Here is a 26,064-nt window from a genome sequence, read left to right on the forward strand (position 1 = left end):
GTGGCTGATGACCAGGTAACCCAGCAGCAGGTTTTCCCCGTTCGCCCCGAGATTGCTGCATCCGCCCATCTTGACGCCGCCGGATACCGCAAGGCCTTCGAGGAGGCCAGCGCCAGCCCGGACACCTACTGGGCGCGTGAAATGAAGCGCATCGCCTGGATCAAGGAACCGACGAAAATCAAGAACACGTCGTTCAAGGGCGATGTCTCGATCAAGTGGTTCGAGGACGGCGTGCTGAACGCGACGGTCTCCTGCCTGGACCGCCACGTCGCGGCGCACGGAGACCGCACGGCGATCATCTGGGAAGGCGATGACCCCGATGTGAGCCGCCATGTCAGCTACAGGGAATTGCATGACTCGGTGTGCCGGCTGGCCAACGCGATGAAGGCGCTGGGCGTGAAGAAGGGCGATGTGGTCACCGTCTACCTTCCCATGGTTCCTGAAGCCGCCGTCGCCATGCTCGCCTGTGCCCGGATCGGTGCCATCCATTCCGTCGTGTTCGGCGGGTTCTCGGCCGAAAGCCTGGCGAACCGCATTCAGGACTGCGGGTCGCGGTTGCTGATCACCGCCGACGAAGGACGCCGCGGCGGCCGCAAGGTGGCGCTGAAGACGAATGCCGACGCCGCGCTGAAGGAATGTCCCTCGATCCAGAACGTGATCGTGGTGCCCGTCACCGGCGCGCCGGTGCCGATGCAGGAGGGGCGGGACCATGAGTATACGAAGCTGATAGCGGCGGCCTCGGCCACCTGCCCGCCGGAGCCGATGAACGCGGAAGACCCGCTGTTCATCCTGTATACCTCGGGCAGCACCGGCAAGCCAAAGGGCGTGCTGCACACGACCGGTGGCTACATGGTCTGGGCGAGCTACACGCACCAGCTGGTGTTCGACTACAAGGACGGAGACATCTACTGGTGCACCGCCGATGTCGGCTGGGTCACCGGTCATACATACATCCTGTATGGACCGCTGGCGAACGGCGCGACCACGCTGATGTTCGAGGGGATTCCGAACTACCCCGACAGCAGCCGGTTCTGGCAGGTGGTCGACAAGCACAAGGTCAACATCTTTTACACCGCGCCAACCGCGATCCGCGCGCTGATGCGGGAGGGCGAGGGGCCGGTGAAGAAGGCATCCCGCGCGTCGCTGCGCCTGCTGGGCAGCGTGGGCGAACCGATCAATCCGGAGGCATGGCTCTGGTACTACAATGTGGTGGGTGAGCGGCGCTGCCCGGTCGTCGATACCTGGTGGCAGACCGAGACCGGCGGCATCCTGATCAGCCCGCTGCCCGGGGCGACGGCGCTGAAGCCCGGGTCCGCGACGCTGCCGCTGCCGGGCGTGGCGCCGTTGCTGGTCGACGGGGACGGCAACGAGCTGCACGGCGCGACCGAGGGCAACCTGTGCATCCGTGATTCCTGGCCTGGCCAGATGCGCACCGTGTATGGCGACCATGCCCGCTTCGTGCAGACCTACTTCTCGACCTTCCATGGCCTGTATTTCACCGGTGATGGTGCCCGGCGGGATGAGGACGGGTATTACTGGATCACCGGCCGGGTCGATGACGTGATCAACGTCTCGGGTCACCGCATGGGCACCGCGGAGATCGAAAGCGCGCTGGTCGCGCATCCGAAGGTCGCCGAGGCGGCGGTGGTCGGGTTCCCGCATGATCTCAAGGGACAGGGCATCTACGCCTATGTCACGCTGAACGTCGGCGAGGAGCCGAACGAGGATCTGCGGAAGGAACTGGTGGCCTGGGTACGGAAGGAGATCGGGCCGATCGCCTCTCCGGACGCGATCCAATGGGCGCCGGGGCTGCCGAAGACCCGCAGCGGCAAGATCATGCGCCGCATCCTGCGCAAGATCGCTGCAAACGAAACGGACGGGCTGGGCGATGTCTCCACCCTGGCCGATCCCGGCGTGGTGACGGAACTGGTGGATAATCGGGTGCGCTGAAGCACGATCGCCCGGCCAGAGGTCAGACGGCTGGATCGCGTTGTGGTATCAGGCGGGATCGGCGTCGGTCGTTCCTCTTCGACGTGGCGGGTTCGACGTGGCCGGCGCAAGGCCCGCCACTCTCGTCTTTGCCGGAACGATACGGTGGCGGCCGGGGACGCGGCCGCGACGCGACCCCAGGGTTAGATCACTGGTCAGATCACCGCGACGACCTTCACCCGAGCGCGGCGATGGATCTCGGTCTGGGCCAGGACCGGAACGTTCATCCGGATGCGGTCCACCACCGCGTGTATGTGGTAGCGAATGCCTGCGCTGGTCAGGATCACCGGCTGCTCGCCCGCCTGCATCGCTTCATCGATGGCTGCCCGGGTGCGTTCGATGAACGCGTGCAGCTTGCCCTGCGGCAGCGCCAGTTGCCGGTCGTCCGGCGGCCCCACCAGGCTCTCGGCGAAGGTGTCCTCCCATTCCGCTGACAGGCTGATGATGGGCACATAGCCGTTCGGGCCGACATAGCGGTCGGTGATCTGCCGCGCCAGCCGGGAACGGACATGGCCGGCAATGGAGATAATACCCTTCGACACCATGCCGCAGGCCTCCTGGATCGCTTCCAGGATCGTCGGCAGGTCGCGGATGGAAACGTGTTCGGCCAGCAGGATCTGCAGCACGCGCTGCACGTTGCCCATGCTGATGGTTCCCGGAATGAGATCGGAGACCAGGCGCTGATGCTCCGATGGCAATTGCTGGAGCAGCTTGTCGAGTTCCGCGTGCGACAGCAGTTCCGCGACATTCTCCTTCAGGACCTGGGTCAGATGGGTGGTCAGCACGCTGGCGGCGTCCACCACCGTGCAGCCGCGGGCGCGGGCATCGTCGGCCGCGGTGGCATCGATCCACCATGCCGGCAGGCCGAAGGTCGGCTCAACGGTCCGTTCGCCTGGCAGGTCCAGCTGGCCGTCATCGGTGCTGACGGCCAGCATCATGGCCGGCCGCAACTCACCTTTCCCGGCGATGATGTCCTTGACATAGATACGGTACTCATACGGTTCCAGGTCGACATTGTCCTGGATCCGGACCGAAGGCAGAACGAAGCCCAGCTCCTGCGCCATGCTGCGCCGCATGTTGCGGATACGGTCCGATAGCTTGGGTCCGTCCCCGCTGGCCAGGGACAGCAATCCATATCCCAGCTCCACCCGCACCATGTCGATGGCAACCAGGGCCCGGCCGTTCGGCTCTCCGGCCGCGGGCGGAGGAGTGGGGGCCGCATCCTGCGCCTCTATCTGGCGGGACCGCAGGAAGGCACCCCCCGCCGCAAGCCCGGCCACGCCCAGGAAGGGCAGTGTCGGCAGGCCGGGCATCAGCGCCAGCACGGCGCCGGCGCCGGCGGTGATGGACAACGGGGTCGGCTTCAGCGTGACCTGTCTCAGCACCAGGCTGGACATGCCGCCTTCGGCCGATCCCTTGGCCACCACGATACCCGCCGCGGTTGCCACCAGCAGCGAGGGGATCTGCGACGCCAGCCCGTCGCCCACCGTCAATGTCGTGAACGCGGCGACCGAATCCGCCAGCGACATATGCGCGCGCACCAGCCCGATGATCAGGCCGCCGATGATATTGATCGTGGTGATGACGATCGCTGCCACCGCGTCACCGCGGACGAACTTCGCGGCGCCGTCCATCGCACCATAGAAGGATGCCTCGGCGTCCAGATCGGCGCGGCGTTTCCGAGCCGTCTTGTCGTCGATCGCGCCCGAGGACAGGTCGGCGTCGATCGCCATCTGCTTGCCCGGCATCGCGTCCAGGAAGAACCGCGCCGACACTTCCGCGATCCGGCTGGATCCCTTGGTGATGACGATGAAGTTGACGATCAGCAGCATGATGAACATGACGCCGCCGATGGTGACGTCATCGCCCATCAGGAAGCTGCCGAAGGCGGCAATGACATGGCCGGCGGCATAGGGACCTTCGGCGCCGTGCGACAGGATCAGCCGCGCGGTGGCGACGTTCAGCGACAGCCGCAACAGCGTCGTCAGCAGCAGCATGGTCGGAAAGCTGGAGAAATCCAGTGGCCGTTGCAGGAAGATCGCCACCACCAGCATCAGCACGGCGGTCATGAAGGAGAAGGCGAGGCCGATATCCAGCAGGAAGGTCGGCATCGGCAGGATCAGGATGCAAAGCAGCAGCAGCACGCCGCAGGCCAGCGACACGTCGCCGCCCGGCGTTCGTTGCCGCAGCCAGCCAAGCATGGGTGCCAGTGCCTGCATGCCGGAGGCGGCTATCCGCTCATTATCGGCCGCGTGTCACAGCGGCATGTCACGGTGCCGGCGACTTCGACGGCCGCGGCACCGTGATACCCGAGGCGGCGTAATCCCGCAGCTTGTTGCGCAAGGCGCGGATCGAAATTCCCAGCATCGCCGCGGCATGCGTGCGGTTGCCGGACGTATGGGCCAGGGTGCGCAGAATCAGGTCCCGCTCCATGTCCCCCAGCGACTGGGCGACGAAGCTCCGGGCCGTCGCGGCCGCCGGCGCCGGGCGTGGTGTCATGCCCGCTTCCTGGTCGGGCAGTTCCAGCACGGCGGCGTCGATCAACCCGCCGCCGGCCAGGACGACGGCGCCATGAACGATGTTCTCCAGCTCCCGCACATTGCCGGGCCAGGCGTATGACAGCAGGCGCGACCGGGCCGCCGTGGAGAAGCTGGGCGGCGGCAGGTCGTTCAGGGTCGCGTATTTGCGGGCAAAATGATCCATCAGCACGGTGATGTCCTCAGGCCGCTGGCGCAACGGGGGGATCGCCATGCGCACCACGTTCAGGCGGAAGAACAGGTCATGGCGAAACTGGTTGCGTTCCACCTCACCCCTGGGATCGCGGTTGGTCGTCGCGATCACCCGGACATCGATCTTCACCGGCGCCCTTCCGCCGAGCCGGTCCACCTCACGTTCCTGCAGCACACGCAGAAGTTTCGCCTGCAACCGAAGATCCAACTCGCTGATTTCGTCCAGCAGGATGGTCCCGCCGTTCGCGGCCTCGAATTTACCGATCCGCCGTCCGACCGCGCCGGAAAAGGCACCTTTTTCGTAGCCGAACAGCTCGGACTCCAGCAGCTGGTCGGGGATCGCCGCGCAGTTCACCGCCACGAACGGGCCGCCGGCGCGGCGGGAGCGGGCATGGATGTGCCGCGCCAGAATCTCCTTCCCGGTCCCCGACTCGCCGACGATCAGCACGGCGGCGTCGGACCCGGCGATCTGTTCGGCCCTGCGCACGACGGCGGCCATTGCGCCATCCCGCACCACCATCAGATGCCGCGTGCCGTCCGATCCGCCCGCGTGAAGGCCTGAGACGGACGGCCGTGCGGAATTCAGGCCGAACACCGGCACTCGGGTGATTGTCTCCCGTGCCGTCCGATCGATGTCAGGCCATGACCCGGACAGATCGCTGGCCATCAGGACCGTTCCGACTTCACGATTTCAGTCATCGTCACGCCCAGCCGGCTGTCATCGACCATCACGACCTCGCCGCGCGCGACCAGACGATTGTTGACATAGATGTCGATCGCTTCTCCCAGCTTGCGATCCAGCTCCACCACGGCGCCGCGGCCGAGCTTCAGGAGCTGGTTCACCTGCATCGTGGCCTTGCCCAGCACGGCGCTCACCGTGACCGGAATGTCGTACACCGCTTCCAGTTCCGTGATCGCGCCGCTATCGGTCGTTTCCGGGTTATCCGACATCGTCCACTCCTGCTGGCCGTACCACGCTGAACAGTCGCTCCGCCTCCGCCGCGGGCGGCACAAGGAAGGGCTGAAGGGCCGCGATATCCCGCCAGTTCTGTTGCGGATCGATCCGCAAGCGCCCGCTATCCCAATCGATTGTAATCGGTGCGTTGACGGCGGACTCTGATCGCCACGCGCCGACCGCCCGCCAGGCTTCCTCCAGGGAGCCGCATTCGGCCACCACCTCGTCGGCCGCCTTCACCGTTATTCCGGTGGCCTTGCTCAGCAGCCCGCTCAACCGCTGCGCCGCGACGGCGATACGGCTATCCATGGCCGCGGTTTCCAGATCCGGCAGCGCGGCGATGAACAGGTCGCCAAGCCATGCGGCCACCATCCGCGCGTTCCGTTCCGCCAGGTGCTCCAGCCGCCGGTCCATGGTTTCCGACTGGCGCAGCAGGTCGTCCAGGCCGCGCCGCGTCTCCTCCGCGATGGCGCGGAGCTGCGCGCGGCAGGCCGCGATATAGCCGTCGTTCCATCCCGTCTGGCGCGCCTCGGCCATCTGCGCGGCGGTGAAGACGGGTTCGATCGGTGGCGGCGGAGTCGGCTCTTCCGGTGGCGCACCGAAATTCTCGAACCAGCGGAGCGGCACCACCACGTTATTCGATGGTCTTGTCATCACTGCCTGCGTTGATCTCGATTTCCCCAAGAGCGGCGAGCTCCTTGGCGGTATTGGTGATGTGGGCCTGCGCTTCCTCCACGTCGCGCAGCTTGACCGCACCCAGCGCGGCCATGTCATCGCGCAGCATCTTGGCGGCGCGTTCCGACATCTGGGACATGAACAGGTTGCGAATGGGATCGGCTGTTCCCTTCAGAGCGATCGGCAGCTTGTCCTTCTGGATCGTGCGCAGCAGTGTCTGCAGGGCCTGCGGCGTCAGGCGTTGCAGGTCGTTGAAGGTGAACATCAGGGACTTCACCTTCTCCGCGGCCTCACGGTTGCGTTCCTCCAGCCCCGCCAGGAACCGGGCTTCGGCCTTGCGGTCGAAGTTGTTGAAGATCTCCGCGATCATGGCATGCGCGTCATGCTTCGATGCGCGAGCCAGGTTCGACATGAACTCCGACCGCAGGATGCGTTCGACGCCGTCCAGCACGTCCTTCTGGATCGACTCCATGCGCAGCATCCGCATCACCACCTCCATGGCGAAGGAATCGGGCAGGATCGACAGGACGCGTGCGGAATGGTCGGGCTTGATCATGGACAGCACGACCGAAACGGTCTGCGGATATTCGTTCTTCAGATAGCTTGCCAGGATCTCCTCATTCACATTGCCCAGCTTGTCCCACATCGTACGGCCGGCGGGGCCGCGGATTTCCTCCATGATCTGCGCCACGCGGTCCTTCGGCAGTGCCTTCAGCAGCATGGTCTCGGTATTCTCGTAGCTGCCCAGGATGCCGCTGCTGGCGCCGAAATTCTGGACGAAATCGGTGCAGAGCTGTTCGACGATGTCTGCGGGCACGACGCCGAGCTGGGCCATGGCACCGGAGATCATGCGGATCTCGTCCTCATGCATCATGGTGAACAGCCGCCCCGCATGTTCCGGCCCCAGCGCGAGCATCAGGATCGCGGCCTTCTGTGGACCGGTGGCGGCGAGAGGTGAGCCTTGCCGGGTCATGGCTCAGGCCCCTTCGGCTGCCAGCCACTCGCGGATGATCGCAAGCGCCGTGTCGGGATAGCGGTTGGTGAGGTCGACCAGCTTCCGGATCGAGGATGCCTTGATCTGCCCTTCGATGTTCGTCAGGCTGACGGTTCCCTCATCCGCCATGTCGGCCTCGGTGCCGCCGGATGATCCATCCGGCCCCGCCAGTGCCGGCAGCGACGCGCCATCCCCGGATACCGATGTCATGGAGACCGCGTCGCCGAGGGGCGGGTGACCCTGGCCGGCCTGGGCCACCACGGCCAGCTCCGGCGGTTTCAGCCCTTGTATGATGGAGCGGGTCATCAGGCCGATGATCGCCAGGGCGGTGATGCCGATCGCCACCGCCTCGCCCAGCATGATCAGGTCACGGCGCTGCTTGACCCCCGGCACGGCTATCTCGGTTTCAGGCGGCGCGATCTCGTTGATGAATGGCATGCTGACGACTTCCACCTGGTCGCCGCGCTTCTCATCGAAGCCGATCGCGGTCTTCGCCAGCCGCGCGATCTGGTCCAGCTCCTGCTGGGTGCGGGGGCGCCAGCCATGCTTGCCGTCGGCGGCGGTCTCATCCACGCCATCGACCATGACGGCGAGGGTGATGCGATCGACCCGCGGCTGGTCGCGCGTGCTGGTCTGCACGGTCTTGCTGATCTCGTAATTGGTGGTCTCTTCCTGCCGCCCCTCCTGGTTGCCGGTGGTCTGCGATCCGCTGTCGGCGTTCGGCAGGTTGTTCTGCAGCGAGACATTGGCGGCCCGCTCCGTCGACTTGGCGTTGGAACTGACGGTCTGCGTGCTGCGGACCACCGAGCTGTCGGGGTCGTACCGTTCCTGGGTCTCGGCGGTCTTTTCGAAATTCAAGCGCACGGACGCTTCGGCGTGTACATGTCCGACGCCCAGGGAACGGCTGAGCATGTCTTCCACGGCGCGCTCCATGCGCTGCGCCATGGCGCGGCTGAGATCCTCGGTGACCTGCGACCGTACCCGCAAATCGTCGGGATCGCCCGCTTGCGCCAGCAGGTGCAGATGAGAATCCACCAGGGTGATGTTCTGCGGCTTCAGCCCGGGCACTGCGCCGGCAACCAGGTTGACGATCGCCTGAATGCCTTCCGGTGCCAGGCTGCGCAGCCCGCCCAGGGTCAGCATCACGCTGGCCTGCGCCTCGCCGCGCTGCCGTTCGAAGGGCTGCTTGCGCGGCAGCACCAGATGCACCCGGGCGTGCTCGATGCCGCGCATGGCCTGGATGGTGCGCTCCAGCTCCCCTTCCAGGGCGCGCGTACGTTTTACGTCCTGCTCGAATTCCGTGATCGTCAGGTCATTGCCGCGGTCGAAGATTTCGTCGCCGACGATGGTGCCGGATACCGGCAACCCTTCCTTCGCCAGCGCCGCGCGCGCGGGCAGCACCTGGCCTGACGGCACCATGATGCGCCGTCCGTCCGCCTCCATCCGATACGGGATTTGCCGGTGGTCCAGCTGTTCCGCGATCCGGCTGGCGTCGTGCTGGTCCAGATCATCGTACAGCAGGGCCATCCGCGACGTATCGCCACCGACCAGGCTGAGCCAGGCGACGATGCCGATCATGCCTAGGGCAACCCCCGTCAGCGTCAGCAGCGGTGCGAGACCCAACTTCCGAAGGCTGTCGAGAAGGCCCTTCATGCATTTTGCTCAGGATCGCCGCGGGTTATCACGCCGTCGCCCGTCGGGGGCGACCGCGACCAGAGCTACAGGACAATGGTTGCGAGTTGGTTAACGGCGCCGGATCGGCATAACGCGCCGGGGTAACCTGTTTGCTTCACCACGCGGTCACCATATGCGAGGGTACCGCATTGCTCCGAGGGAAGCCGTCGACGTGTCCGATCCAATCCAAGTCACCCGCCTGCCGAACGGCCTGACCATCGTTACCGAACGGATGGAGCGGGTGGAGACAGTCTCCTTCGGCGCCTATGTCGGCACCGGCTCGCGCAGTGAGACCGCCGCCGAGAACGGCGTGTCGCATTTCCTGGAGCATATGGCGTTCAAGGGCACGGCGTCCCGCAGCGCCGCGCAGATCGCCGAGGAGGTGGAAGCCGTCGGCGGCCACATCAACGCCTACACCGCCCGGGAGCAGACCGCCTACTACATCAAGGTGCTGAAAGAGGACGCGCCGCTGGCCGCCGACATCATCGGCGACATCCTGACCCATTCGACCTTCGAGGTGCAGGAGCTGGAGCGGGAACGCGGCGTGATCCTGCAGGAAATCGGCCAGGCGAACGACACACCGGACGACATCATCTTCGACCATTTCCAGGAGGTCGCCTATCCGTCCCAGCCGCTGGGTCGGCCGATCCTGGGGTCGGAAGACGGCATCCGCCAGATGCCGCGGGCGACGCTGACCGGCTACATGCAGCGGCACTACGGTGCCAGCAACGTCGTGGTTGCCGCCGCCGGCAATCTGCACCACCAGGCCATCGTCGACCTGGTCGGCCGCCATTTCGCCGATCTGCCGACGCTGACACCGCCGCCGACCGAACCGGCCACCTATCGGGGCGGCGAGTTCCGGCAGGTACGCGACCTGGACCAGGTGCATGTCGTGCTGGGCTTCCCCTCGGTCGGCTACGGCCATCCCGACTATTATCCGACGATGCTGCTGTCGTCGCTGCTGGGCGGCGGCATGTCGTCCCGGCTGTTCCAGGAAATCCGCGAGAAGCGTGGCCTGGTCTATTCCATCTACTCCTTCAACGCCCCGTACGCGGATGGCGGCCTGTTCGGCGTCTACGCCGGTACCGGTGAGCAGGAGGTCGAGGAACTGGTTCCAGTCACATTGGAAGAACTGCGCAAGGTGCAGACCCAGGTGACCGAGGTGGAACTGGCGCGGGCACGGTCCCAGGTGAAGGCCAGCGTGCTGATGTCCCTGGAGAGCACCGGCAGCCGCTGTGAACAGCTTGCCAGGCAGATACAGATTTTCGGGCGCGTGATCCCGACGCCGGAAACCATTGCGAGGATCGAAGGGGTGACGGTCGCCGATGTCCAGCGCGCCGCCGCCGCGCAGTTCCGGGGCGCCCCGACCCTGGCGGCACTGGGGCCGATCGGACGGTTGCCGAATCTGGGCAGCGTCACCGATGCGCTGGCCGCGTGAACCCGAGGTGACACGCGATGAATGATCCGCTGTCCCTGCTCTCCGACCTGATCGCCCAGGCGCGCAAGGCCGGTGCCGATGCCGCCGATGCCGTCTTCATCTCCGGCACGTCGCTGTCCGTCTCCCGCCGGCTGGGCAAGACAGAGCACGTGGAACGATCGGAAGGCCAGGACCTGGGCCTGCGCGTGTTCCTGGGGCAGCGTGCCGCGATCGTCTCCTCCACCACCATCGATCCGGGCGCCTTTGCCGGACTGGCGGAGCGGGCGGTGGCAATGGCCAAGGTGGTGCCGGAGGATCCGTACACCGGCCTGGCCGACACCGCCGCGCCGCCGGAACCGGTGGACCTGGACATGGTGGACGGCACGGTGCCGACAGCGGAAATGCTGGTCGAACGCGCCGCCGCCGCCGAGGATGCCGCCCGGTCCGTTGCCGGGATCACCAATTCGGAAGGGGCCGATGCCGGATATGGGCGATCGGAACTGACATTGGTGACCTCGGCCGGCTTTGCCGGGCGCCGCGCCGGGACCAGCCATTCGGTGTCCGCCACGGCCATTGCCGGCAGCGGCACCGATATGCAGCGGGACTATGACTACCACAGCACGGTGCACCTGACGGATCTGGATGATCCGGTGGTGATCGGTCGCAGGGCCGGCGACAGGGCTGTCGCCCGTCTGCATCCCGCCCGTCCGAAGACGGCGCGGATTCCGGTTGTCTACGACCCGCGGGTTGCCGGCGGGTTGCTGGGGCATCTGTCGGGCGCCATCAATGGCAGCGCGGTCGCCCGCGGTACCAGCTTTCTGAAGGACAGGATGGGCCAGCGCATCTTTGCCGCCGGCATCGCCATCCATGACGATCCGCGGCGGGTGCGCGGCCTGCGCTCCCGCATCTTCGACGCCGAAGGCACGCCGACCCGGCCGCACGCCCTGATCCAGGACGGTGTATTGACCACCTGGCTGCTGGACTCCCGCGCGGCTCGGCAGCTTGGCCTGCGCTCGACCGGCCATGCCGCGCGCGGCATTGGCGGTCCGCCGTCACCCTCCGCCACCAATCTGTATCTGGCGCCCGGCACGGTGACGCCAGCCGAGCTGATGGCGGACATCAAGCTGGGGCTGTACGTGACGGAGCTGATCGGCATGGGGGTCAACGGCGTGACCGGCGATTACAGCCGGGGTGCCGCCGGGTTCATGATCCGCGACGGCGTGCTGGCCGAACCGGTCGCCGAAATCACCATCGCCGGCAACCTGTTGGCGATGTTCGCCAGCCTGACGCCGGCCAACGACCTGACCTTCCGACGGGGGACGGATTCGCCGACCGTGCGCATCGACGGCATGACCATGGCGGGGGCATAGGGCAGGGACCAGGGCGCAACCGGTTGGAGCCGATGGTCGGACGTCGTGAAGCGGGTTCCCGGATCAAAGAGGTGTCAGAGCAGCGCTTTCCCGCCTTGGGCGATCACGCTCCCGGGACCCTACCGCGGTCAGACCTCGACCTCCACGCAGACGGGGACGTGGTCCGATCCTCGCTGCCAATCGCGGGCATCCTTCAAGATGGCATGCCGCCGCAGCCCGGGCATGAGATCCGGTGTGACCCAGACATGGTCCAGGCGGCGGCCCCTGTCGGATAACCGCCAGTCCCGGTTCCGATAGGACCACCACGTGTACAGCTTCTGATCGGCTGGCACGAAGTGGCGCACTGCATCGATGAAACCGGCCTGCATCCATGCAGTCAGGCCCGCGGTTTCCGGCGGCGTGTGGCTGACCACGTCCAGCAATTGCTTGTGGCTCCAGACATCGTGCTCCAGCGGCGCGATGTTCAGATCGCCGACCAGCACCGCGCGCGACAATCCCGGACGGATGGCGAACCAATCCCTCGTTTCCCGGATGAAGGCGAGCTTATGGGCGTATTTCGGGTTTACCGCCGGGTCCGGAATGTCCCCGCCCGCGGGGACATAGAAATTGTGCAGTTCGACCGGCCCGGACGGTGTCTGCAGCGAGACCGCGACGTGGCGGCAATCGCCCTTGCTGCACCAGTCCGGAATGCCGTCCGGCTGCGGCTGCAGCGGGATGCGCGACAGGATGGCGACGCCATTATAGCCCTTCATCCCGCGGAACACCGTGTATGGGTAGTTCAGCGGCACCAGCGCGTCCGAGGGGAACAGCGCGTCGGGAACCTTGGTCTCCTGCAGGCAGATAACGTCGGGGTTCAGGGCCGCCGTCAGTTCATGCAGGAGTCCGTGGCGCAGGCGCAGCGAGTTGATGTTCCAGGTCGCGACCCGGAGAACGGGCATCAGACGATCCGGGTGCGGACGGTGCCGACGCCTTCCACCACGCCTTCCAGCAGGTCGCCGCGCTCGACGGCGGCCACATTCTCAGGCGTGCCGGTATAGATCAGATCGCCAGGGGCGAGGCGCACCAGCCCGGACAGGTAGGCGATGGTTTCCGGCACGTTCCAGATCATCTTCGACAGATCGGAGGTCTGACGGATCTTTCCATTCACCTTCAGCTCGATCAGCCCCTTCGACGGATGGCCGATCTTCGCGGCTGGCACCATCAGGCCGATCGGGGCGGAATGGTCGAAGCCCTTGCCCATGTCCCAGGGCTTGCCTTCCTTCTTGGCGGCATTCTGCAGGTCCCGGCGGGTCATATCCAGCCCGGCGGCATAGCCCCACACATGGGCCAGGGCGTCCGCCTCGGCGATGTTCGCACCGCCTTCGCCGATGGCGACGACGAGCTCCATTTCATGATGGAGTTGCTTGCTTTGCGGCGGATAGGGCATGTCCGCATCGTTCATGAGCAGGGCATCGGCCGGTTTCATGAAGAAGAAAGGCGGCTCCCGATCCGGATCGCTGCCCATTTCCCGCGCATGCTCCGCATAGTTGCGGCCGACGCAGAAGATGCGGCGGACGGGAAAGGCGCCGCCGCCGGCGACCGGAACGGCCGTGACGGCCGGAGGGGCGATGACGTAGTCGGCCATGGCGAGGCACCTCGGTGCTGGGAGGAAAGCGCGGAAATACGGGAAAGACGCCGGTGTGGCAATGCCGGCTTCGGAGCGGTGTCAAAAGAAAACGGCCCAGGGAAGCCCTGGACCGCTTGCTTCAAACCGCAGTCCGGCTGATCAGACCGGCGTATTGGGCACGTAGAGATAATGCCCGTTGAGCTGGCTCTGATCGGTCAGGTTGGTGAAGGTGATCGTCGTCGAGTCCGACAGCGTCATGGTCAGGCCGTTGGAGCTGGTGCTGAACGTCGTCGCCGTCGAGTCATAGCCGGTCAGGAACAGCGAGTCATCGGAACCGAAATCGGTGATGAAGTCCTTGCCGCCATTCGTGTTGCCCATGATGAAGGAGATCGAGTCGGCGCCCGCGCCGCCGGTCAGCGTGTCGGAGCCGCCACCCGCGAAGAAGACGTCGCCCGCGGAGCCGCCCACCATGGACACATTGGCATTGTCGGCCCCGCCGCTGAAGGTGACGGATGCCGAAGCTTGCGCGGCGGTCAATGTCTCATTGCCGGCGCTGGCCACCATGTAGCCACCGGCCAAGCTGCTGTTGAACGTGACGACGCTGCCGGATCCACCGAAGATCGTCGTGGTGCCCATGCCGCCGGTGACGGTGGAGTTGCTGCCGACATTCGCCGAGAACAAGACGCCGCCGTCGCCGCCGGTGATGTCGTTCGAGCCGCCAGCGCCGCCCAGGATCGAGGACGTACCGGCGCCGCCCACGAAGGTCAGGAAGCCGGTATTGCCGAAGACCACATCGCTGCCGGTTGCGTTCACCGTCGTCGCGGCGGTGGAGCCGACGAGCGTGTTGTTGGTGCCGGTCAGCGTGACATCCATCGGTCCGGTGCCGGGGAACACGACATTGTCGCTGCCGCCAACCGTGCCGGTCACCGACATTCCGTTCGGCATGACGGTCTCACCGGCGCCTTCGATATCCAGCGTCAGGTTGCCGGTGCCGCCGATGATCGTGCTGTTGCTGCCGAAGCCATCAACGGTGCTGTCGCCGGCCACCAGGTTGATCATGTCGCCGGTGCCGAAGGACTGGATCAGGTTGCCGGCACCGGTGCCGATCGCCACCACCGTGCTGGCCCCGATACCCGTCGCGACCGTGCCGCTGCCGTCGGCGATCACCATGTTGTCGCCCGTCCCGAAGGACAGGAGATAGGTGCCGGTGGCATTGACGGTGTTGTTGCCGCCGTTCGCGGCCACGGTGCTGTTGCCCGACACGTTGAACGTGGCGCCGACGGTGCCGGAGAGGATGCCGACGTCGGAACCCGTCAGGGTCGTCGGGCCGCTGCCGATCGGGACATAATAGGTCCAGCCGTTCGTGCCGCTGGGCAGCGTCGCGTTCAGGGGGCTCGAATTGTCAATGACCAGCTCGCTGGCCGACGGAGACCCCACACCCGGGCCATCCGGAATCGGCGCACCGGTCACGCTATCGACCGTCAGATTGCCGGCGGCCTGAACAGTGGCCAGAAGGGCGCCAATCTGTTGACTAAGCTGTAGGACGTCGCCCGTTCCCAGCGACAACGTAATGTTGGGACTTGTGGTGGAGGAGCCCCCAGGAATCGTTACCGCCACTGTCTTCTCCGATCTGTTCCGTCACCGCAAAAACACAAAGGCGTTTAGCAAGCCTTTTTTCTTTAGGCTGATTAAATCGCTCAAAACGCCGATTTCATGCGCCGCAGCATATACATCCAACCCGGGCAGGCAAGCTAAAAATGCTGGTTACAATTTGATCCAGCAGGAGATTTCAGCAGATTCCCGCCAATCCCGGTCATCCAGGCCGCTTTGTTACGGCTGATTGCTGCAATACACGCAATCGTGAGGAATTTCTTTGCAAGAAGCAAATGACCGTGCCCCGGTCAAGCCGCGCCCGCTCGCAAAGCTGATAGCCCCTGGGACAGATCGGCAATCAGGTCATCGGGATCCTCGAGACCGACATGCAGACGTACTATCGGCCCGGCAAACCCCGCGCCACCAGCGGTCCGCGTGACGAACCCCGTCGTCGGGACCGCGAGACTCTCATATCCGCCCCAGGATGCCCCGATGCCGAACAAGTCCAGTGCTTCGACAAAACGGTGTGTATCGGCCACGGAGAATGCCGGCTTGAACTCGACACCGAACAGGCTGCACGCGCCAGTGAAATCCCGCCGCCAAAGCTCGTGGCCTGGTGCACAGGGCAGCGCCGGATGCAGCACCTGCGCGACCTCCGGCCGGTTTCGCAACCAATGCGCGACGAGCAGGCCCGCTTCCATCTGAGCCTGCAGCCGCACCGCCATGGTGCGAATCCCGCGCAGCGTCAGCCAGCAATCGTCCGGGCTGGCATACTGTCCCAGGGTGCGGCCGGCGGCATGCAGAACCTGCCAGTCTTCCTCATTGTTCACCGTGATCGCACCCAGCAACACGTCGGAATGACCTGCCAGATACTTCGTCGCCGCCTGGATCGACACATCCACACCATGCCGGAACGGCTGGAAGTGGTGAATCCCCCAGGTGTTGTCCATCATCACCTTCGCCCCATGGGCATGCGCGGCCCGCGCGATCGCCGGGATATCCTGCACTTCAAAAGTGTGGCTGCCGGGGCTCTCTGTGTAGACAACTTTGGTATTCGTCCGCAATAACGCGGTGATCCCGGCCTCATCGATCTCCGGCAGGTAGAATGTCGTCTCTACGCCGAAATTCCTCAGCATGCCCGTGGCAAAGGCGCGCGCGGGACCATACACGCTATCCGGCATCAGCATGTGGTCGCCGGCCTTCAGGAACGCCAGCAGCGGTGTGGTGACCGCGGCGAGGCCGGTCGAGACGATGTAGCATCGCGTGCCGCCCTCGATCGCGGCGATCGCATCCTCCAGTGCCCAGTGCGTCGCCGACCCGCCGGTGCCATAAGTCAGCACCTGCTCGCCGCGCCGGGCCGCCAGCGCCTGGCGTTCGGCGACAGTCGGCACCAGGACCGTGGAACCCCGCAGCAGCGGCGGATTCACAAACCCATGCACCCGTTTCCCCGCTCGGCCGACATGCGACAGCGTGGTCCGAAAGCCCTGTTTGCGGGTCGTCGACTCCGTCGTCATCGGCTAACCAACCTCCACCGGGGTATCTGGGCGACCGCCCCATTCGGTCCAGGATCCGTCATACACCGCGCCCTCCGGCAACCCGGCCAGCACCAGGCCCAGCGTCAGGATGCACGCTGTCACCCCAGAGCCGCAGCTGGTGACCACCGGCTTGCGGCCGTCGATCCCCGCGGCGGCGAAACGCTCGCGCAGCGCGGCCGTGGACCGGAACGTGCCGTCGGGATTCAGCAGCTCCGTGTAAGGCAGGCTGAGGGATCCAGGAATATGGCCACTTCGCATGCCTGCCCTCGGTTCCGGCGTCGCGCCCGTGAAGCGTCCGGCCGCCCGTGCGTCCAGCACCTGTTCGGTGCCGGATGCCAGGTTCGCCAGCAGGTCGCCGATCCCGCGCAGCCGCAGCGGCCGATAATCTGGCCTGAACGCGGCCGCGGGCCGGGGCGACGGCTCTCCCGCTTGGGTCGGACGCCCTTCCTTGATCCATTTTGGCAGGCCGCCATCCAGCACGGCGGCGGATTCGTGGCCGAACAGCCGCATCAGCCACCAGCCCCGAGCCGCCGAGGCAAGCCCTTTCTGGTCGTAGAACACGATGCGTGATGCGTTGCCGACCCCCATGCCGCCCAGCAGCTTGGCGAACCGGCCCGGGGAGGGCGCCATGTGGGGCAGCTCGGTGTCCGGGTCCGCAACGGCGTCGATATCGAAATAGCGTGCGCCAGGGATATGCGCCGCCAGGAACTCGGCCCGCCCGTCCTTGGGTTCGTTCGGCAGGTATTTGGTCGCGTCAAAGACCACGAGGTCGGGCGTCTCCAGCGCGCGCGCCAGCCACTCGGTCGAGACAAGCGGGGTCATGGTCGTTTCCATTGATGTCGGCAGCCCAAACATTCAGCGGCCCGGATACTACGATGCGCTTGCGGCGCAGCGATAGACCCGGCGGCGGTCTCGCGGCCCGATGCCCCCGCGTCCACCGATGGTCTGGGACGCCATGGAGGCCGCTCGCGACCGGCGATGGATACGCTATAAGAAAAGACAACCCGCTGTGGTGTGCCGCCGCAGGGATCGGGAGGGACGGCAGCTTCGCCGCGCATGTCGCGCAGGGGGCCGCTTCGTCACAATACGGAAGGACTCGAGTACCGTGAACGTCGCAGATGTCATGACCCGCAACGTGATCTCCATCCCCCCCGATGCCTCGGTGGAGGAGGCCGCGCAGTTGATGCTGGATCGCCGGATTTCCGGGCTGTTCGTCGTCGACGCATCGGGAGACATGGTGGGAATCATCACCGAGGGCGACCTGTTGCGCCGCGATGAACTCGGAACCGAGCGGCATCGCTCATGGTGGTTGCGGCTGTTCGTGTCGCCGGCTCAGCAGGCGCAGGATTTCACCCTGGCGCACAGCCGGCGGGTCCGCGATGTCATGACGGCCGATGTCATCTCGGTCGCCGCCGATGCCTCGCTGGAAGCGGTGGTGTCCGTCATGGAATCCCACCACGTGAAGCGCGTGCCGGTGACGCGGGACGGGCGCGTCGTCGGCGTGGTCAGCCGCGCGGACCTGCTGCGTGCCCTGGTCGGCCATGCCCGTCACGCCACACCGACGCAGGCAACCGATCCCGAGATTCGGACAGCCATACTGGATGCGCTGGAAGCCCAGTCCTGGGCGCCGACGACCACCCTGAATGTTGTGGTCAACCACGGGATCGTCGATCTATGGGGCACGATCACCAGCGAAAGCGAACGCAACGCGATCCGAGTCATTGCCGAGAACACGGCCGGCGTGACCGGCGTGCACGACCATCTGGTCTATATCGAGCCTTATACCGGGACGGTCATCGACGCTCCCGGTGACCAGACGCTTCCAACGGTCAAGAATAGCGAACGCGGATAACCGGCGAGGCAGAGGGCGCCGGCAATATCCGGCGCGAGACTGCGAGCTTACTGTGTCGTACCTTTCTATATCGTACAGAAAGCCGCACCACGCGGCCGAGGCCAACGGCCGGAAGGCGACAGTCGCAAGTCGTGCTTCGGCGGGAGCGCGGCGGCCGCGCGTCCGTGGTCTCAGTGTGCAAGGGGCGTCGGGCTGCCTTCCAGCAGGCTGGTGATCCTGTCGACGAGTTGGACGCCGGTGACCGGTTTGCGCAAAAGCGAGAACGTGCCGCTGATGGCACCGCCGATCGCCAGCGCCGCCCCGTCGCCCGCATAGCCGGTCAGCAGTACGGCGGGCAGGCCCGGGCGCAGCGCCTGGACTTCCCGAATCAGCGTCAACCCATCCATGCCCGGCATCGTCAGGTCGGTCACCAGCGCGTCCAGGCGCGGTTGCCGGCGCAAGAGGTCCAGGGCCGCCTGCCCGCTCTCGGCCACCAGCACGGTGAAGCCCGCGTCCTCGAGGGAGTCCGCCAGAACGGTCCGCACGATCGGGTCGTCGTCCGCCAGCAAGACGAGCGGTACCAGGCTTCTGGACTCGGTGGACGTCTTCTGGTGGGCCAATCCGCTGGCGCCGCGCGGTGCCTGTGGCAGCCACAGATGGACCGTCGTTCCCTTCCCTTCGGTGCTGTCGATGGCCAGCCGTCCGCCGCTCTGTTCGACGAACCCCTTCGCCATTGCAAGACCAAGACCGGTGCCCTTCCCCGGCTCCTTGGTGGTGAAGAACGGCTCGGACACCCGCGCCAGCACCGAGGGACTCATGCCGGCGCCCGTGTCGGTGACGCTGATCCGCACGTAGTCGCCCGGAGGAAGGTCGGGCGGCGCGCCGGTATCCGACACATGGTCGTAACCCGCCGTCTCGCTGCGCGCGGACAGCGTCAGCGTCCCACCATTCGCCATGGCATCGCGGGCATTGGTCGCAAGGTTGACCAGCACGGTCTCCAACTGCCCCCGGTCCGCGAACAGCGGCGGCAGGCCGGATGGCGCATCCACCTGGCAGCAGACCGATCCGCCCAGCGTATGGCTCAACACGTCGGCCATGTCGGACAATAGCGCGGCCGGGTCGACGATCTCCGCCCGCAGGTCTCCCCGCCGCGCGAAGGCCAAAAGACGGCTGGTGATCGCCGCCCCCCTGCGGGCGGCGTCGGCGATCATGCGGACATGGCGCAGAACCCGATCCGGCTGGTCCAGGCGCCGTTCGATCAGCGCCGCGCCGCCGGTGACCGCTTGTAGCACGTTATTGAAATCGTGGGCGATTCCGCCCGCGATCTGGCCCAGAGCCTGCACCCGTTCGGCCTGCGCGGCGCGCTGTTGCGCGGCTTCCCTGGCCGAAACCTCCTCCCGCACGCGCTGCTCCAGCCGCGCATTGGCACGCCGTTCCAGATCGACCAGCCGGCGTTCGGCATCGATGTTCTGCAAGACCAGCAGCACTTCCTGAATCGTGCCGCCGCCAATTCCATCCGCCGGCCGCAATGGCAGGCAGGCGACGCGAAACCAGGTCGTAACCCCGTCAGCCGCCGTATGGAGGAATTCCTGACCGGGCAGCGTCGCCTCCCCGCGCAATGCCTTGGCGACCGGATACTCATCCGCGGGCAGCGGGTTGCCGCCGGCATCCCGGCCCGTCCAGCAGGCCCGCTCCGGGCTGCTGGCGTCGGGCGCCTGCGGGCCCAGATAGCGGCGCATCAGCGCATTGCTGAGGGTAAAGCGCCTCGAAGGTCCGACGATGCCGACGCCGACCGGCAGCGCCTCGATGATCTCGCTCAGACGGCCTCGCTCTTCCTGCAGCAGCCCGATCAGGCGGTCGCGAGCCTTTTCGGCTTCGAACCGTGCTGTCACATCCAGGGTGATGCCGACGACGCGGAGCACGGTTCCCTGCTGGTCGCGGATCGCTTGCCCGCGGCTCAGCAGGCGGCGCGCACGGCCATCGGCCGGGCGCACCGTGTATTCCGCGGCGAAGCGATGCTCCGGCTCCTTCAGGGTGCGGCGGAATTCGGCCCGGACCGCGCCGCGATCCGCGGGGTCGATCAACGCGCGGATCTCCGCCAGCTGCGGGCCGGTCCCGGATGGCGCCAACCCGTGCAGGGCATAGGCGTGGTCGCTCCAGATCACCTCGCCGCTGACGAGGTCCCAGTCCCAGATGCCAAGGTTCGCACCTTCCCGGGCCAGGTCCAGCCGCTCCCGGTTCAGTCGCAGGTCATCCTCGGCGCGGCGCAGCTCGGTCACATCGATCTGGCTGACCAGCAGGACGGTGCGGCCGGCGACGCGGATTGGGCCAACCGCGACGAACAGGTCGCGCGGGCCCGCGCGACCGCGTACGCGGGCTTCGTAGCGCATCACCTCGCCGGAGACGACGGCGCGGGAGATCTCCCGCAGCCGCTGCTCGCTGGATGAAAGGCGGAGGTCCATCAGCGAGGAGCCGAGGAATTCGCCGCGACTCAAGCCCAGGAAGCCGGCGGCGGTGTCATTGCAGTCGATCACCCGCCATGTGTCCGGGTCGACGAGCATGACGCCGCTGGGCGAGCGTTCGAACAGGGCACGAAACCGCTGTTCGCTTTCCGCCAGGGCTTCAGCGGCGGCCTTGCGATCGGCGGCGGCGGTGACCAGTGCGCGCGCCACCGTGTCGGTCTCGGGAAGGCCGGTATGGAGTGCGGCCGCGGCCGACGGGTCATCGCTTTCGGCCAATTGACGCAGACGGGAAATCGGTTCCGTGATCCGCCGCGCGGCGAAGGCGGCCAGAACCAGCCCCAGGCCCAGCAGGATGGTCGCATCCAGGGCGATGCGAAGGATTCCATCGCGCAAGGGAGCCAGCACCAGGGCTTGCGGAGCGCCGATGGCCACGGCCCAGTTCGCCGGCGGCAGACGGGTGAACGCCACGATAACCGGCGTTCCTTCCAGGGTGCGGCCCTGGGTCAGGCCCTCGATCCGCGTTTTAACAAGCGCCCAGAGCGCGGGCACCATCGAGCGTCCGACGAACGCCTCCGGATGCGGTGTGCGCGCGACGATGGCGCCCTGGGTGTCGACGATGGCGATCGTGCGATCGGGTGGCACGTGCTGCTGGGTCAACAGATCCTGCAGGGAGCTGGGATGCAGCCGAAGAAACAGCGCCAGGACGACGTGACCCTCGTGGAAGACCGGTACCTCGATGGTAAATCCGAGGTTGCCGGACAATTGGCCGACATGCAGGTCGGTGATCACGGGTGTTCCGCGCCGGAACACGTTGTCTCCGTCGCCGGTCGCCTTGTGCAGCACGCCGACGGCACCGGCTGGCGCGCCGTAGGCTTTGATGATCCGGTCATCCGGTCCGACGACCGCCAGCATGGCCGATGGCGGCTGGCGCGCCAGGAACAGGCGCGCTTCCGTGTCGAAGGCGGACTGGTTCTCCGACCGCAGGGCGGGTGACATGGCAAGCGCTTCCAGCGCGGTGGTGCGCAGCAGCAAGTCGCGCTCCACCGCCACGGTGATGCCCCGTGCCGTGGTCAGCAGGCTTTGGTAGACGTTGTTCGCCTCGCTGCGATATTGGGCATATTCCCGAGCGGCCCCCATGCCGATCAGCGGCAAGGCGCTGGCGGTGACCAGCAGCAGAAGCCGCGCGCGAAGCGGCAGCCGGGATAACCGTTCTGAGAGGAAGCCCGCCATTGAACCCTTATGCCACGCGCCAGTACTGAGCATAACCACCGGGAAAAGCGCAATCCAGCCCGCCTGTCCCGACGGCCTTCAACGGCCTTCATCGGTGCCGCTCGGCATTACGTACCGGCCCGGCGCCGGGACAGGCAGGGCCCGCCCGGGTCACTCCGGCCCTCGGGTCACTCTGGCCCTGGTGTCTCGTGCCGTGCGAGAATGCCCTACATTGCCCCTACCCATACAAGCCGCTAAGGGAGCAGGCTTCGCCCAACCCGCCGGACCCTGTGCCGGCGGCTTCATGGAGAAAGAAATGGCCAAGGCGATCCGCATTCATGCCAATGGCGGTCCGGAAGTGATGGTTTGGGAGACTATCCCGATGCCCGAACCCGGCCCGAATGAGGTGCTGCTGGAGCAACGGGCCGTCGGGCTCAACTACATCGACGTCTATTTCCGCACCGGGCTCTACAAGGCGCCCAGCATGCCGCTGGTGATCGGTCAGGAAGGCGCGGGGACGATCACGGCGGTCGGATCGGCGGTGACCGGCCTGAAACCGGGCGACCGGGTCGCCTATGCCGGAGCGATCGGCGGCTACGCGACGCACCGCGTGATTGCGGCCGACCGCGTGGTGAAGGTGCCGGACGCGATCGATTTCCAGACGGCGGCGGCGATGATGCTGCAAGGGATGACCGCGCAGTACCTGCTGCGCCGGACCCATCGTGTGCAGGCCGGCGAAACCATCGTCGTGCATGCCGCTGCCGGCGGTGTCGGGCTGATCATGTGCCAATGGGCGAAGCATCTTGGCGCCACGGTGATCGGTGTCGTCTCGACCGAGGCGAAGGCGGAGATGGCCAGGGCGAATGGCGCGGCGCATGTCCTGGTCGGGCATGAGAACCTGGCCACGCAGGTGAAGAAGATCACCGGCGGTGCCGGCGTGCCGGTCGTCTATGATAGCGTTGGCAAGGAGACCTTCGGTGCCAGTCTCGACTGCCTCGCGCCGCTGGGGCTGATGGTCAGTTTCGGCAATGCGTCTGGCCCGGTGCCACCGGTGGATATCTCCATTCTGGCCGCCAAGGGCAGCCTGTTCCTGACCCGGCCGTCACTGGCGACCTACATCGCCAAGCGCGCCGATCTGGAAACGGTGGCGAACGATCTGTTCGACGTGGTCGCCAAGGGCGCGGTGAAGATCCATGTCAACCAGACCTTTCCGCTGCAGGACGCGGCACGGGCGCATATCGCGCTGGAAGCCCGCAAGACCACGGGCAGCACCGTCCTGATCCCGTAAAATCGGCAGCGGGGCGGCCGATGATGCCGCCCCGCCGGTTCATTCTTCTACCGGTTCATTCTCCGCCCAGGCTCATTCTCCGCCAAGCGGCTTCATGTCCCGTTCCGCCGCCCGCCGCAGCAGGGCGGCGGCGCGATACAGCCCGTGCACCATCTTCGAGTATGGCAGCACCAGGAAGAACGCCAGCACGAAGCCCAGGTGGATGGACAGCGCCAGCCCCATCGCGCCGGTGGCGCGGACCATCAGCAGTACCAGTCCGGTGACGGCGATCAGTGCCAGCAGCAGCAGCATAGCGACGTCGCCGCCCAGCAGGCGGCGCACCGCCGGCATCGGATCGTCGACCAGTTTCATCGCGAACAACCCGACCGTGCCGATGGTCAGCAGGATGCCGCCGGCCGTGCCCAGCAGCACGGGCAGGCTGAAGAACGGGTAGGGCGCGGGCCAGCCCAGGAAGCTGTGATAGATGAAGCCGACGCATGTCGCCGCGAAGCACAGCATGAAGCCGTAGAACATGGCATGGTGCAGGCGGCGCCGGCGCATGGAGAACGCCTCGGAATTGTCGTTGCAGCCGTTACCGCCGCCGCCCAGGTATTTCAGGCTGAACATGTCGTGCAGCGCGATACCGATCACCGGGAACGTGATCTTTTCCCGCGTGCCGGCCTCCCGCCAGAAATTCCGCAATCCCATCAGCATGGCGAAGATCGCGAACCCGAAAGTCAGGATGCCCATCACCTGCATCACCGCCAGCGGAATGACCTTGTAGAACGAGTTCGGCGCCACGCCGTGCGCGCCCCAGAATGTCTGGCTTTCGTTCAGCACCGTGGCCAGGAACAGCACCAGGGCGATCGCGCCCGCGGTGATCAGCGAAACCACCGTGCCGTTGCGCTCGAACGCCTGGGCCAGGGCGGGCGGCCACGCATATTCGGCGTAGCTTTGTGCCCGCACCTCGGCCAGCGTGCGAGGCACGTTGATGCCCCATTCGTGCGGCGGAGCGTATTGGCAGGCGTAGTAGCAGCCGCGGCAGTTGTGGCACAGGTTGGCCAGGTAGCTCAGGTCGCCGCCGGAAAATTCCCGCCGCAGCTCCACCGCCGGGAAGACCGCGCAAAACCCTTCACAATAGCGGCACGCATTGCAGATCTCCATCTCCCGCCGAGCGGTGAGGACGGCGTCAGTTTCTTGCACGTTGGGCGGCCTCCTGTCCGGCGATCCGGCCGAAGACGGTGCCGATGGTCATTCCGAAACCGGCAAGATAGCCCTTGCCGAGGATGTTGCCGGCCATGATCTCGCCGGAGGCGAACAGGTTGCCGGCGGGCTGTCCGTTGTCCATGAGGACCTGCGCCTTATCGTTCACGCGGACGCCCAGATAGGTGAAGGTGATGCCGGGCCGCAGCGGGTAGCCATAGAAGGGCGGCCGATCGACCGCGCGGGCCCAGTTGGTCTTCTCCGGCGTCAGGCCTTCCGTGCGGTTGCCGTCCAGCTTCAGGTTGTCGAATACCTGGCCGGGCTTCACCGCCTTGTTGAAGGTGTCGATGGTGGCACGGACCTTCGCCGGGTCCAGCTTCATCCTGACGGCCAGCTCCTCCAGCGTATTCGCCCTGATCGCCGGGTAGACCGACGGCATGAACAGCGGGAAGGCCTTCGAATCGCAGATCGAATAGGCGATCTGACCCGGCTGCTGGGCAATCAGCCGGCCCCAGATGGCATAGCGTTTCGGCCAGACATCCTCGCCTTCGTCATAGAAGCGGTCGCCGTTGCGGTTGACCACGACGCTGTAGGGCACGCTGTCCAGGCGCGTGGTGATGCCGCCATCGAATTTCGGGGCACGCGCGTCCAATGCCACGGCATGGCACTGCGTCGGATCACCGATCGCCGCGACGCCCTGGTCCAGCAGGTTCTTCAAGACGCGGCCCTTGTTATAGGGCGTGCCGCGGATGACGAAATTATCCACCGCGTCGCCCCAGTACTCGCGCATCCAGTCCAGGTTGGCCTGGAAGCCGCCGGCCGACGCCACCACGCAACGCGCGTGCAGGGTTTCCGGAAACCCCTTGTAGGTGATGTCGATGGACCGGACGCTGCCGTCCTCCATGTTCAGCGAAATCACCTCGGTATCATACAGGATTTCGACCCCGAGACGTTCGGCGGTGAGGTAGTAGGCGTTGACCAGCGCCTTGCCGCCGCCCAGGAAGAAGGCGTTGGTGCGTCCCAGGTTCAGCGTGCCGGTCAGGGATGGCTGGAAGCGTACGCCGCATTGCTGCATCCACCCGAATACCCCCGATGACGCCCTGATGGTCATCCGCGCCAGCGCCTCGTCGGTCTGGCCGCCGGTGACGCGCAGCAGGTCGTCCCAATACTCGTCTTCCTTGTAGGCATCGGTCAGGACATCGTTCGGCGCGTCGTGCATGGCGCGCAAGTTCCGGGTATGGCGGCTGTTCCCGCCACGAAACGCCTTCGGCGCCCCTTCCAGCAGAAGCACGCTGGCGCCGGCCTGGCGCGCGGTGATGGCGGCACACAGCGCGGCATTGCCGCCGCCGGCAACCAGCACATCGTAGGTCTTTGTCCGATCAGGCATCCGTCCCCTCCAGGCCCGGTTTTGTCTAATCGATCCCGGTCCCAGCGCAAGTGGGTGCGTCCCGGGCACCGCCCCCCGGGCACCGCCCCCCGGGCGCCGGCGGCCGCTGCCTGCGCCATTGCCGCGGCGCGGATTTCATGACACACGGCACCGTCCCATGCGTGGGAG

The 26,064-nt window shown here is 66.2% G+C and carries 19 protein-coding genes; 5 read left to right on the forward strand and 14 right to left on the reverse strand.

The genetic code is table 11. The features are described 5' to 3' along the window. Positions 1–1,950 carry an acetate--CoA ligase gene (gene acs / locus VHC04_RS12140; protein ID WP_325681478.1) on the forward strand — a complete coding sequence of 650 codons (1,950 nt, stop codon included), beginning with the start codon at positions 1–3 and terminating at the stop codon, positions 1,948–1,950. A gap of 194 nt (positions 1,951–2,144) precedes the next feature. Here the strand turns inward: acs and flhA are convergent, their stop codons facing one another. From flhA to fliF, 6 genes are read right to left on the reverse strand one after another with little or no spacing between them, the layout of a single operon-like run. Continuing rightward, positions 2,145–4,208 carry a flagellar biosynthesis protein FlhA gene (gene flhA / locus VHC04_RS12145; protein ID WP_325681480.1) on the reverse strand — a complete coding sequence of 688 codons (2,064 nt, stop codon included), beginning with the start codon at positions 4,206–4,208 and terminating at the stop codon, positions 2,145–2,147. A 49-nt stretch (positions 4,209–4,257) separates the two neighbouring features. Then, complete coding sequence (locus VHC04_RS12150; RefSeq protein ID WP_325681482.1) at positions 4,258–5,385, reverse strand: sigma-54 interaction domain-containing protein; 1,128 nt, start codon at positions 5,383–5,385, stop codon at positions 4,258–4,260. Next, positions 5,385–5,669: a flagellar motor switch protein FliN gene (gene fliN, locus VHC04_RS12155; protein WP_325681485.1), complete on the reverse strand. Its 285-nt coding sequence runs from the start codon at positions 5,667–5,669 to the stop codon at positions 5,385–5,387. Before fliN ends, VHC04_RS12150 begins: the two co-directional genes overlap by 1 nt. Further along, entirely contained in the window at positions 5,659–6,327 is a 669-nt protein-coding gene (locus VHC04_RS12160) for a hypothetical protein (protein ID WP_325681487.1), read from the reverse strand. Before VHC04_RS12160 ends, fliN begins: the two co-directional genes overlap by 11 nt. Then, complete coding sequence (fliG, locus tag VHC04_RS12165) at positions 6,308–7,321, reverse strand: flagellar motor switch protein FliG (protein WP_325681489.1); 1,014 nt, start codon at positions 7,319–7,321, stop codon at positions 6,308–6,310. Before fliG ends, VHC04_RS12160 begins: the two co-directional genes overlap by 20 nt. 3 nt (positions 7,322–7,324) lie before the next feature. Then, a complete protein-coding gene (gene fliF / locus VHC04_RS12170; RefSeq protein ID WP_325681491.1) occupies positions 7,325–8,995 on the reverse strand; it encodes a flagellar basal-body MS-ring/collar protein FliF in 1,671 nt (556 codons plus the stop codon). Positions 8,996–9,188: 193 nt separating this feature from the next. Here fliF and VHC04_RS12175 point away from each other — a divergent pair, with 193 nt between their 5' ends. Continuing rightward, a complete protein-coding gene (locus tag VHC04_RS12175) occupies positions 9,189–10,454 on the forward strand; it encodes a M16 family metallopeptidase (RefSeq protein WP_325681493.1) in 1,266 nt (421 codons plus the stop codon). A 17-nt stretch (positions 10,455–10,471) separates the two neighbouring features. Then, positions 10,472–11,803 carry a TldD/PmbA family protein gene (locus VHC04_RS12180; protein WP_325681495.1) on the forward strand — a complete coding sequence of 444 codons (1,332 nt, stop codon included), beginning with the start codon at positions 10,472–10,474 and terminating at the stop codon, positions 11,801–11,803. A gap of 128 nt (positions 11,804–11,931) precedes the next feature. Here the strand turns inward: VHC04_RS12180 and VHC04_RS12185 are convergent, their stop codons facing one another. The 5 genes from VHC04_RS12185 to sseA all read right to left on the reverse strand — a co-directional run bounded on the left by VHC04_RS12185 (position 11,932) and on the right by sseA (position 17,359). After that, positions 11,932–12,741, reverse strand: a complete 810-nt coding sequence (locus VHC04_RS12185; protein ID WP_325681497.1) for an exodeoxyribonuclease III — start codon at positions 12,739–12,741, stop codon at positions 11,932–11,934. Beyond that, positions 12,741–13,427, reverse strand: coding sequence for a fumarylacetoacetate hydrolase family protein (locus VHC04_RS12190; protein WP_325681499.1), 687 nt, complete (start codon positions 13,425–13,427; stop codon positions 12,741–12,743). Before VHC04_RS12190 ends, VHC04_RS12185 begins: the two co-directional genes overlap by 1 nt. Positions 13,428–13,568: 141 nt before the next feature. After that, a complete protein-coding gene (locus VHC04_RS12195; protein ID WP_325681501.1) occupies positions 13,569–14,846 on the reverse strand; it encodes a beta strand repeat-containing protein in 1,278 nt (425 codons plus the stop codon). Between the two features lie 464 nt (positions 14,847–15,310). Then, a complete protein-coding gene (gene metC, locus VHC04_RS12200; protein WP_325681503.1) occupies positions 15,311–16,516 on the reverse strand; it encodes a cystathionine beta-lyase in 1,206 nt (401 codons plus the stop codon). A 3-nt stretch (positions 16,517–16,519) separates the two neighbouring features. Then, positions 16,520–17,359: a 3-mercaptopyruvate sulfurtransferase gene (gene sseA / locus VHC04_RS12205; protein ID WP_325681505.1), complete on the reverse strand. Its 840-nt coding sequence runs from the start codon at positions 17,357–17,359 to the stop codon at positions 16,520–16,522. Between the two features lie 283 nt (positions 17,360–17,642). On the opposite strand from sseA, the gene VHC04_RS12210 reads away from it, so the two are divergent. Further along, entirely contained in the window at positions 17,643–18,389 is a 747-nt protein-coding gene (locus VHC04_RS12210; protein ID WP_325681507.1) for a CBS domain-containing protein, read from the forward strand. A 170-nt stretch (positions 18,390–18,559) separates the two neighbouring features. On the opposite strand, the gene VHC04_RS12215 is transcribed toward VHC04_RS12210, so the two are convergent. Beyond that, positions 18,560–22,060 carry a PAS domain S-box protein gene (locus tag VHC04_RS12215; protein ID WP_325681509.1) on the reverse strand — a complete coding sequence of 1,167 codons (3,501 nt, stop codon included), beginning with the start codon at positions 22,058–22,060 and terminating at the stop codon, positions 18,560–18,562. Positions 22,061–22,355: 295 nt separating this feature from the next. On the opposite strand from VHC04_RS12215, the gene VHC04_RS12220 reads away from it, so the two are divergent. Continuing rightward, positions 22,356–23,327: a quinone oxidoreductase family protein gene (locus tag VHC04_RS12220; protein ID WP_325681511.1), complete on the forward strand. Its 972-nt coding sequence runs from the start codon at positions 22,356–22,358 to the stop codon at positions 23,325–23,327. A gap of 72 nt (positions 23,328–23,399) precedes the next feature. On the opposite strand, the gene tcuB is transcribed toward VHC04_RS12220, so the two are convergent. Next, positions 23,400–24,509, reverse strand: a complete 1,110-nt coding sequence (tcuB, locus tag VHC04_RS12225; protein WP_325681513.1) for a tricarballylate utilization 4Fe-4S protein TcuB — start codon at positions 24,507–24,509, stop codon at positions 23,400–23,402. Beyond that, positions 24,496–25,896 (reverse strand): FAD-dependent tricarballylate dehydrogenase TcuA, encoded by a 1,401-nt coding sequence (gene tcuA / locus VHC04_RS12230; RefSeq protein WP_325681516.1) that lies wholly within the window; start codon positions 25,894–25,896, stop codon positions 24,496–24,498. The genes tcuB and tcuA overlap by 14 nt, the downstream gene beginning before the upstream one ends. Between the last annotated feature and the right edge of the window lie 168 nt (positions 25,897–26,064).

The sequence above is a fragment of the Rhodopila sp. genome (genome assembly GCF_035548095.1).
GTDB lineage: Bacteria > Pseudomonadota > Alphaproteobacteria > Acetobacterales > Acetobacteraceae > Rhodopila.

Excerpts from the sequence above, each read along its gene's own strand:
- fliF (WP_325681491.1), bottom strand. The coding sequence starts at position 8,995 with ATGAAGGGCCTTCTCGACAGCCTTCGGAAGTTGGGTCTCGCACCGCTG.
- flhA (WP_325681480.1), bottom strand. The coding sequence starts at position 4,208 with ATGCAGGCACTGGCACCCATGCTTGGCTGGCTGCGGCAACGAACGCCG.
- VHC04_RS12160 (WP_325681487.1), bottom strand. The coding sequence starts at position 6,327 with ATGACAAGACCATCGAATAACGTGGTGGTGCCGCTCCGCTGGTTCGAG.
- VHC04_RS12150 (WP_325681482.1), bottom strand. The coding sequence starts at position 5,385 with ATGGCCAGCGATCTGTCCGGGTCATGGCCTGACATCGATCGGACGGCA.
- tcuA (WP_325681516.1), bottom strand. The coding sequence starts at position 25,896 with ATGCCTGATCGGACAAAGACCTACGATGTGCTGGTTGCCGGCGGCGGC.
- VHC04_RS12220 (WP_325681511.1), top strand. The coding sequence starts at position 22,356 with ATGGCCAAGGCGATCCGCATTCATGCCAATGGCGGTCCGGAAGTGATG.
- VHC04_RS12190 (WP_325681499.1), bottom strand. The coding sequence starts at position 13,427 with ATGGCCGACTACGTCATCGCCCCTCCGGCCGTCACGGCCGTTCCGGTC.
- VHC04_RS12180 (WP_325681495.1), top strand. The coding sequence starts at position 10,472 with ATGAATGATCCGCTGTCCCTGCTCTCCGACCTGATCGCCCAGGCGCGC.
- sseA (WP_325681505.1), bottom strand. The coding sequence starts at position 17,359 with ATGACCCCGCTTGTCTCGACCGAGTGGCTGGCGCGCGCGCTGGAGACG.
- VHC04_RS12215 (WP_325681509.1), bottom strand. The coding sequence starts at position 22,060 with ATGGCGGGCTTCCTCTCAGAACGGTTATCCCGGCTGCCGCTTCGCGCG.
- fliG (WP_325681489.1), bottom strand. The coding sequence starts at position 7,321 with ATGACCCGGCAAGGCTCACCTCTCGCCGCCACCGGTCCACAGAAGGCC.
- VHC04_RS12185 (WP_325681497.1), bottom strand. The coding sequence starts at position 12,741 with ATGCCCGTTCTCCGGGTCGCGACCTGGAACATCAACTCGCTGCGCCTG.
- fliN (WP_325681485.1), bottom strand. The coding sequence starts at position 5,669 with ATGTCGGATAACCCGGAAACGACCGATAGCGGCGCGATCACGGAACTG.
- metC (WP_325681503.1), bottom strand. The coding sequence starts at position 16,516 with ATGACGACGGAGTCGACGACCCGCAAACAGGGCTTTCGGACCACGCTG.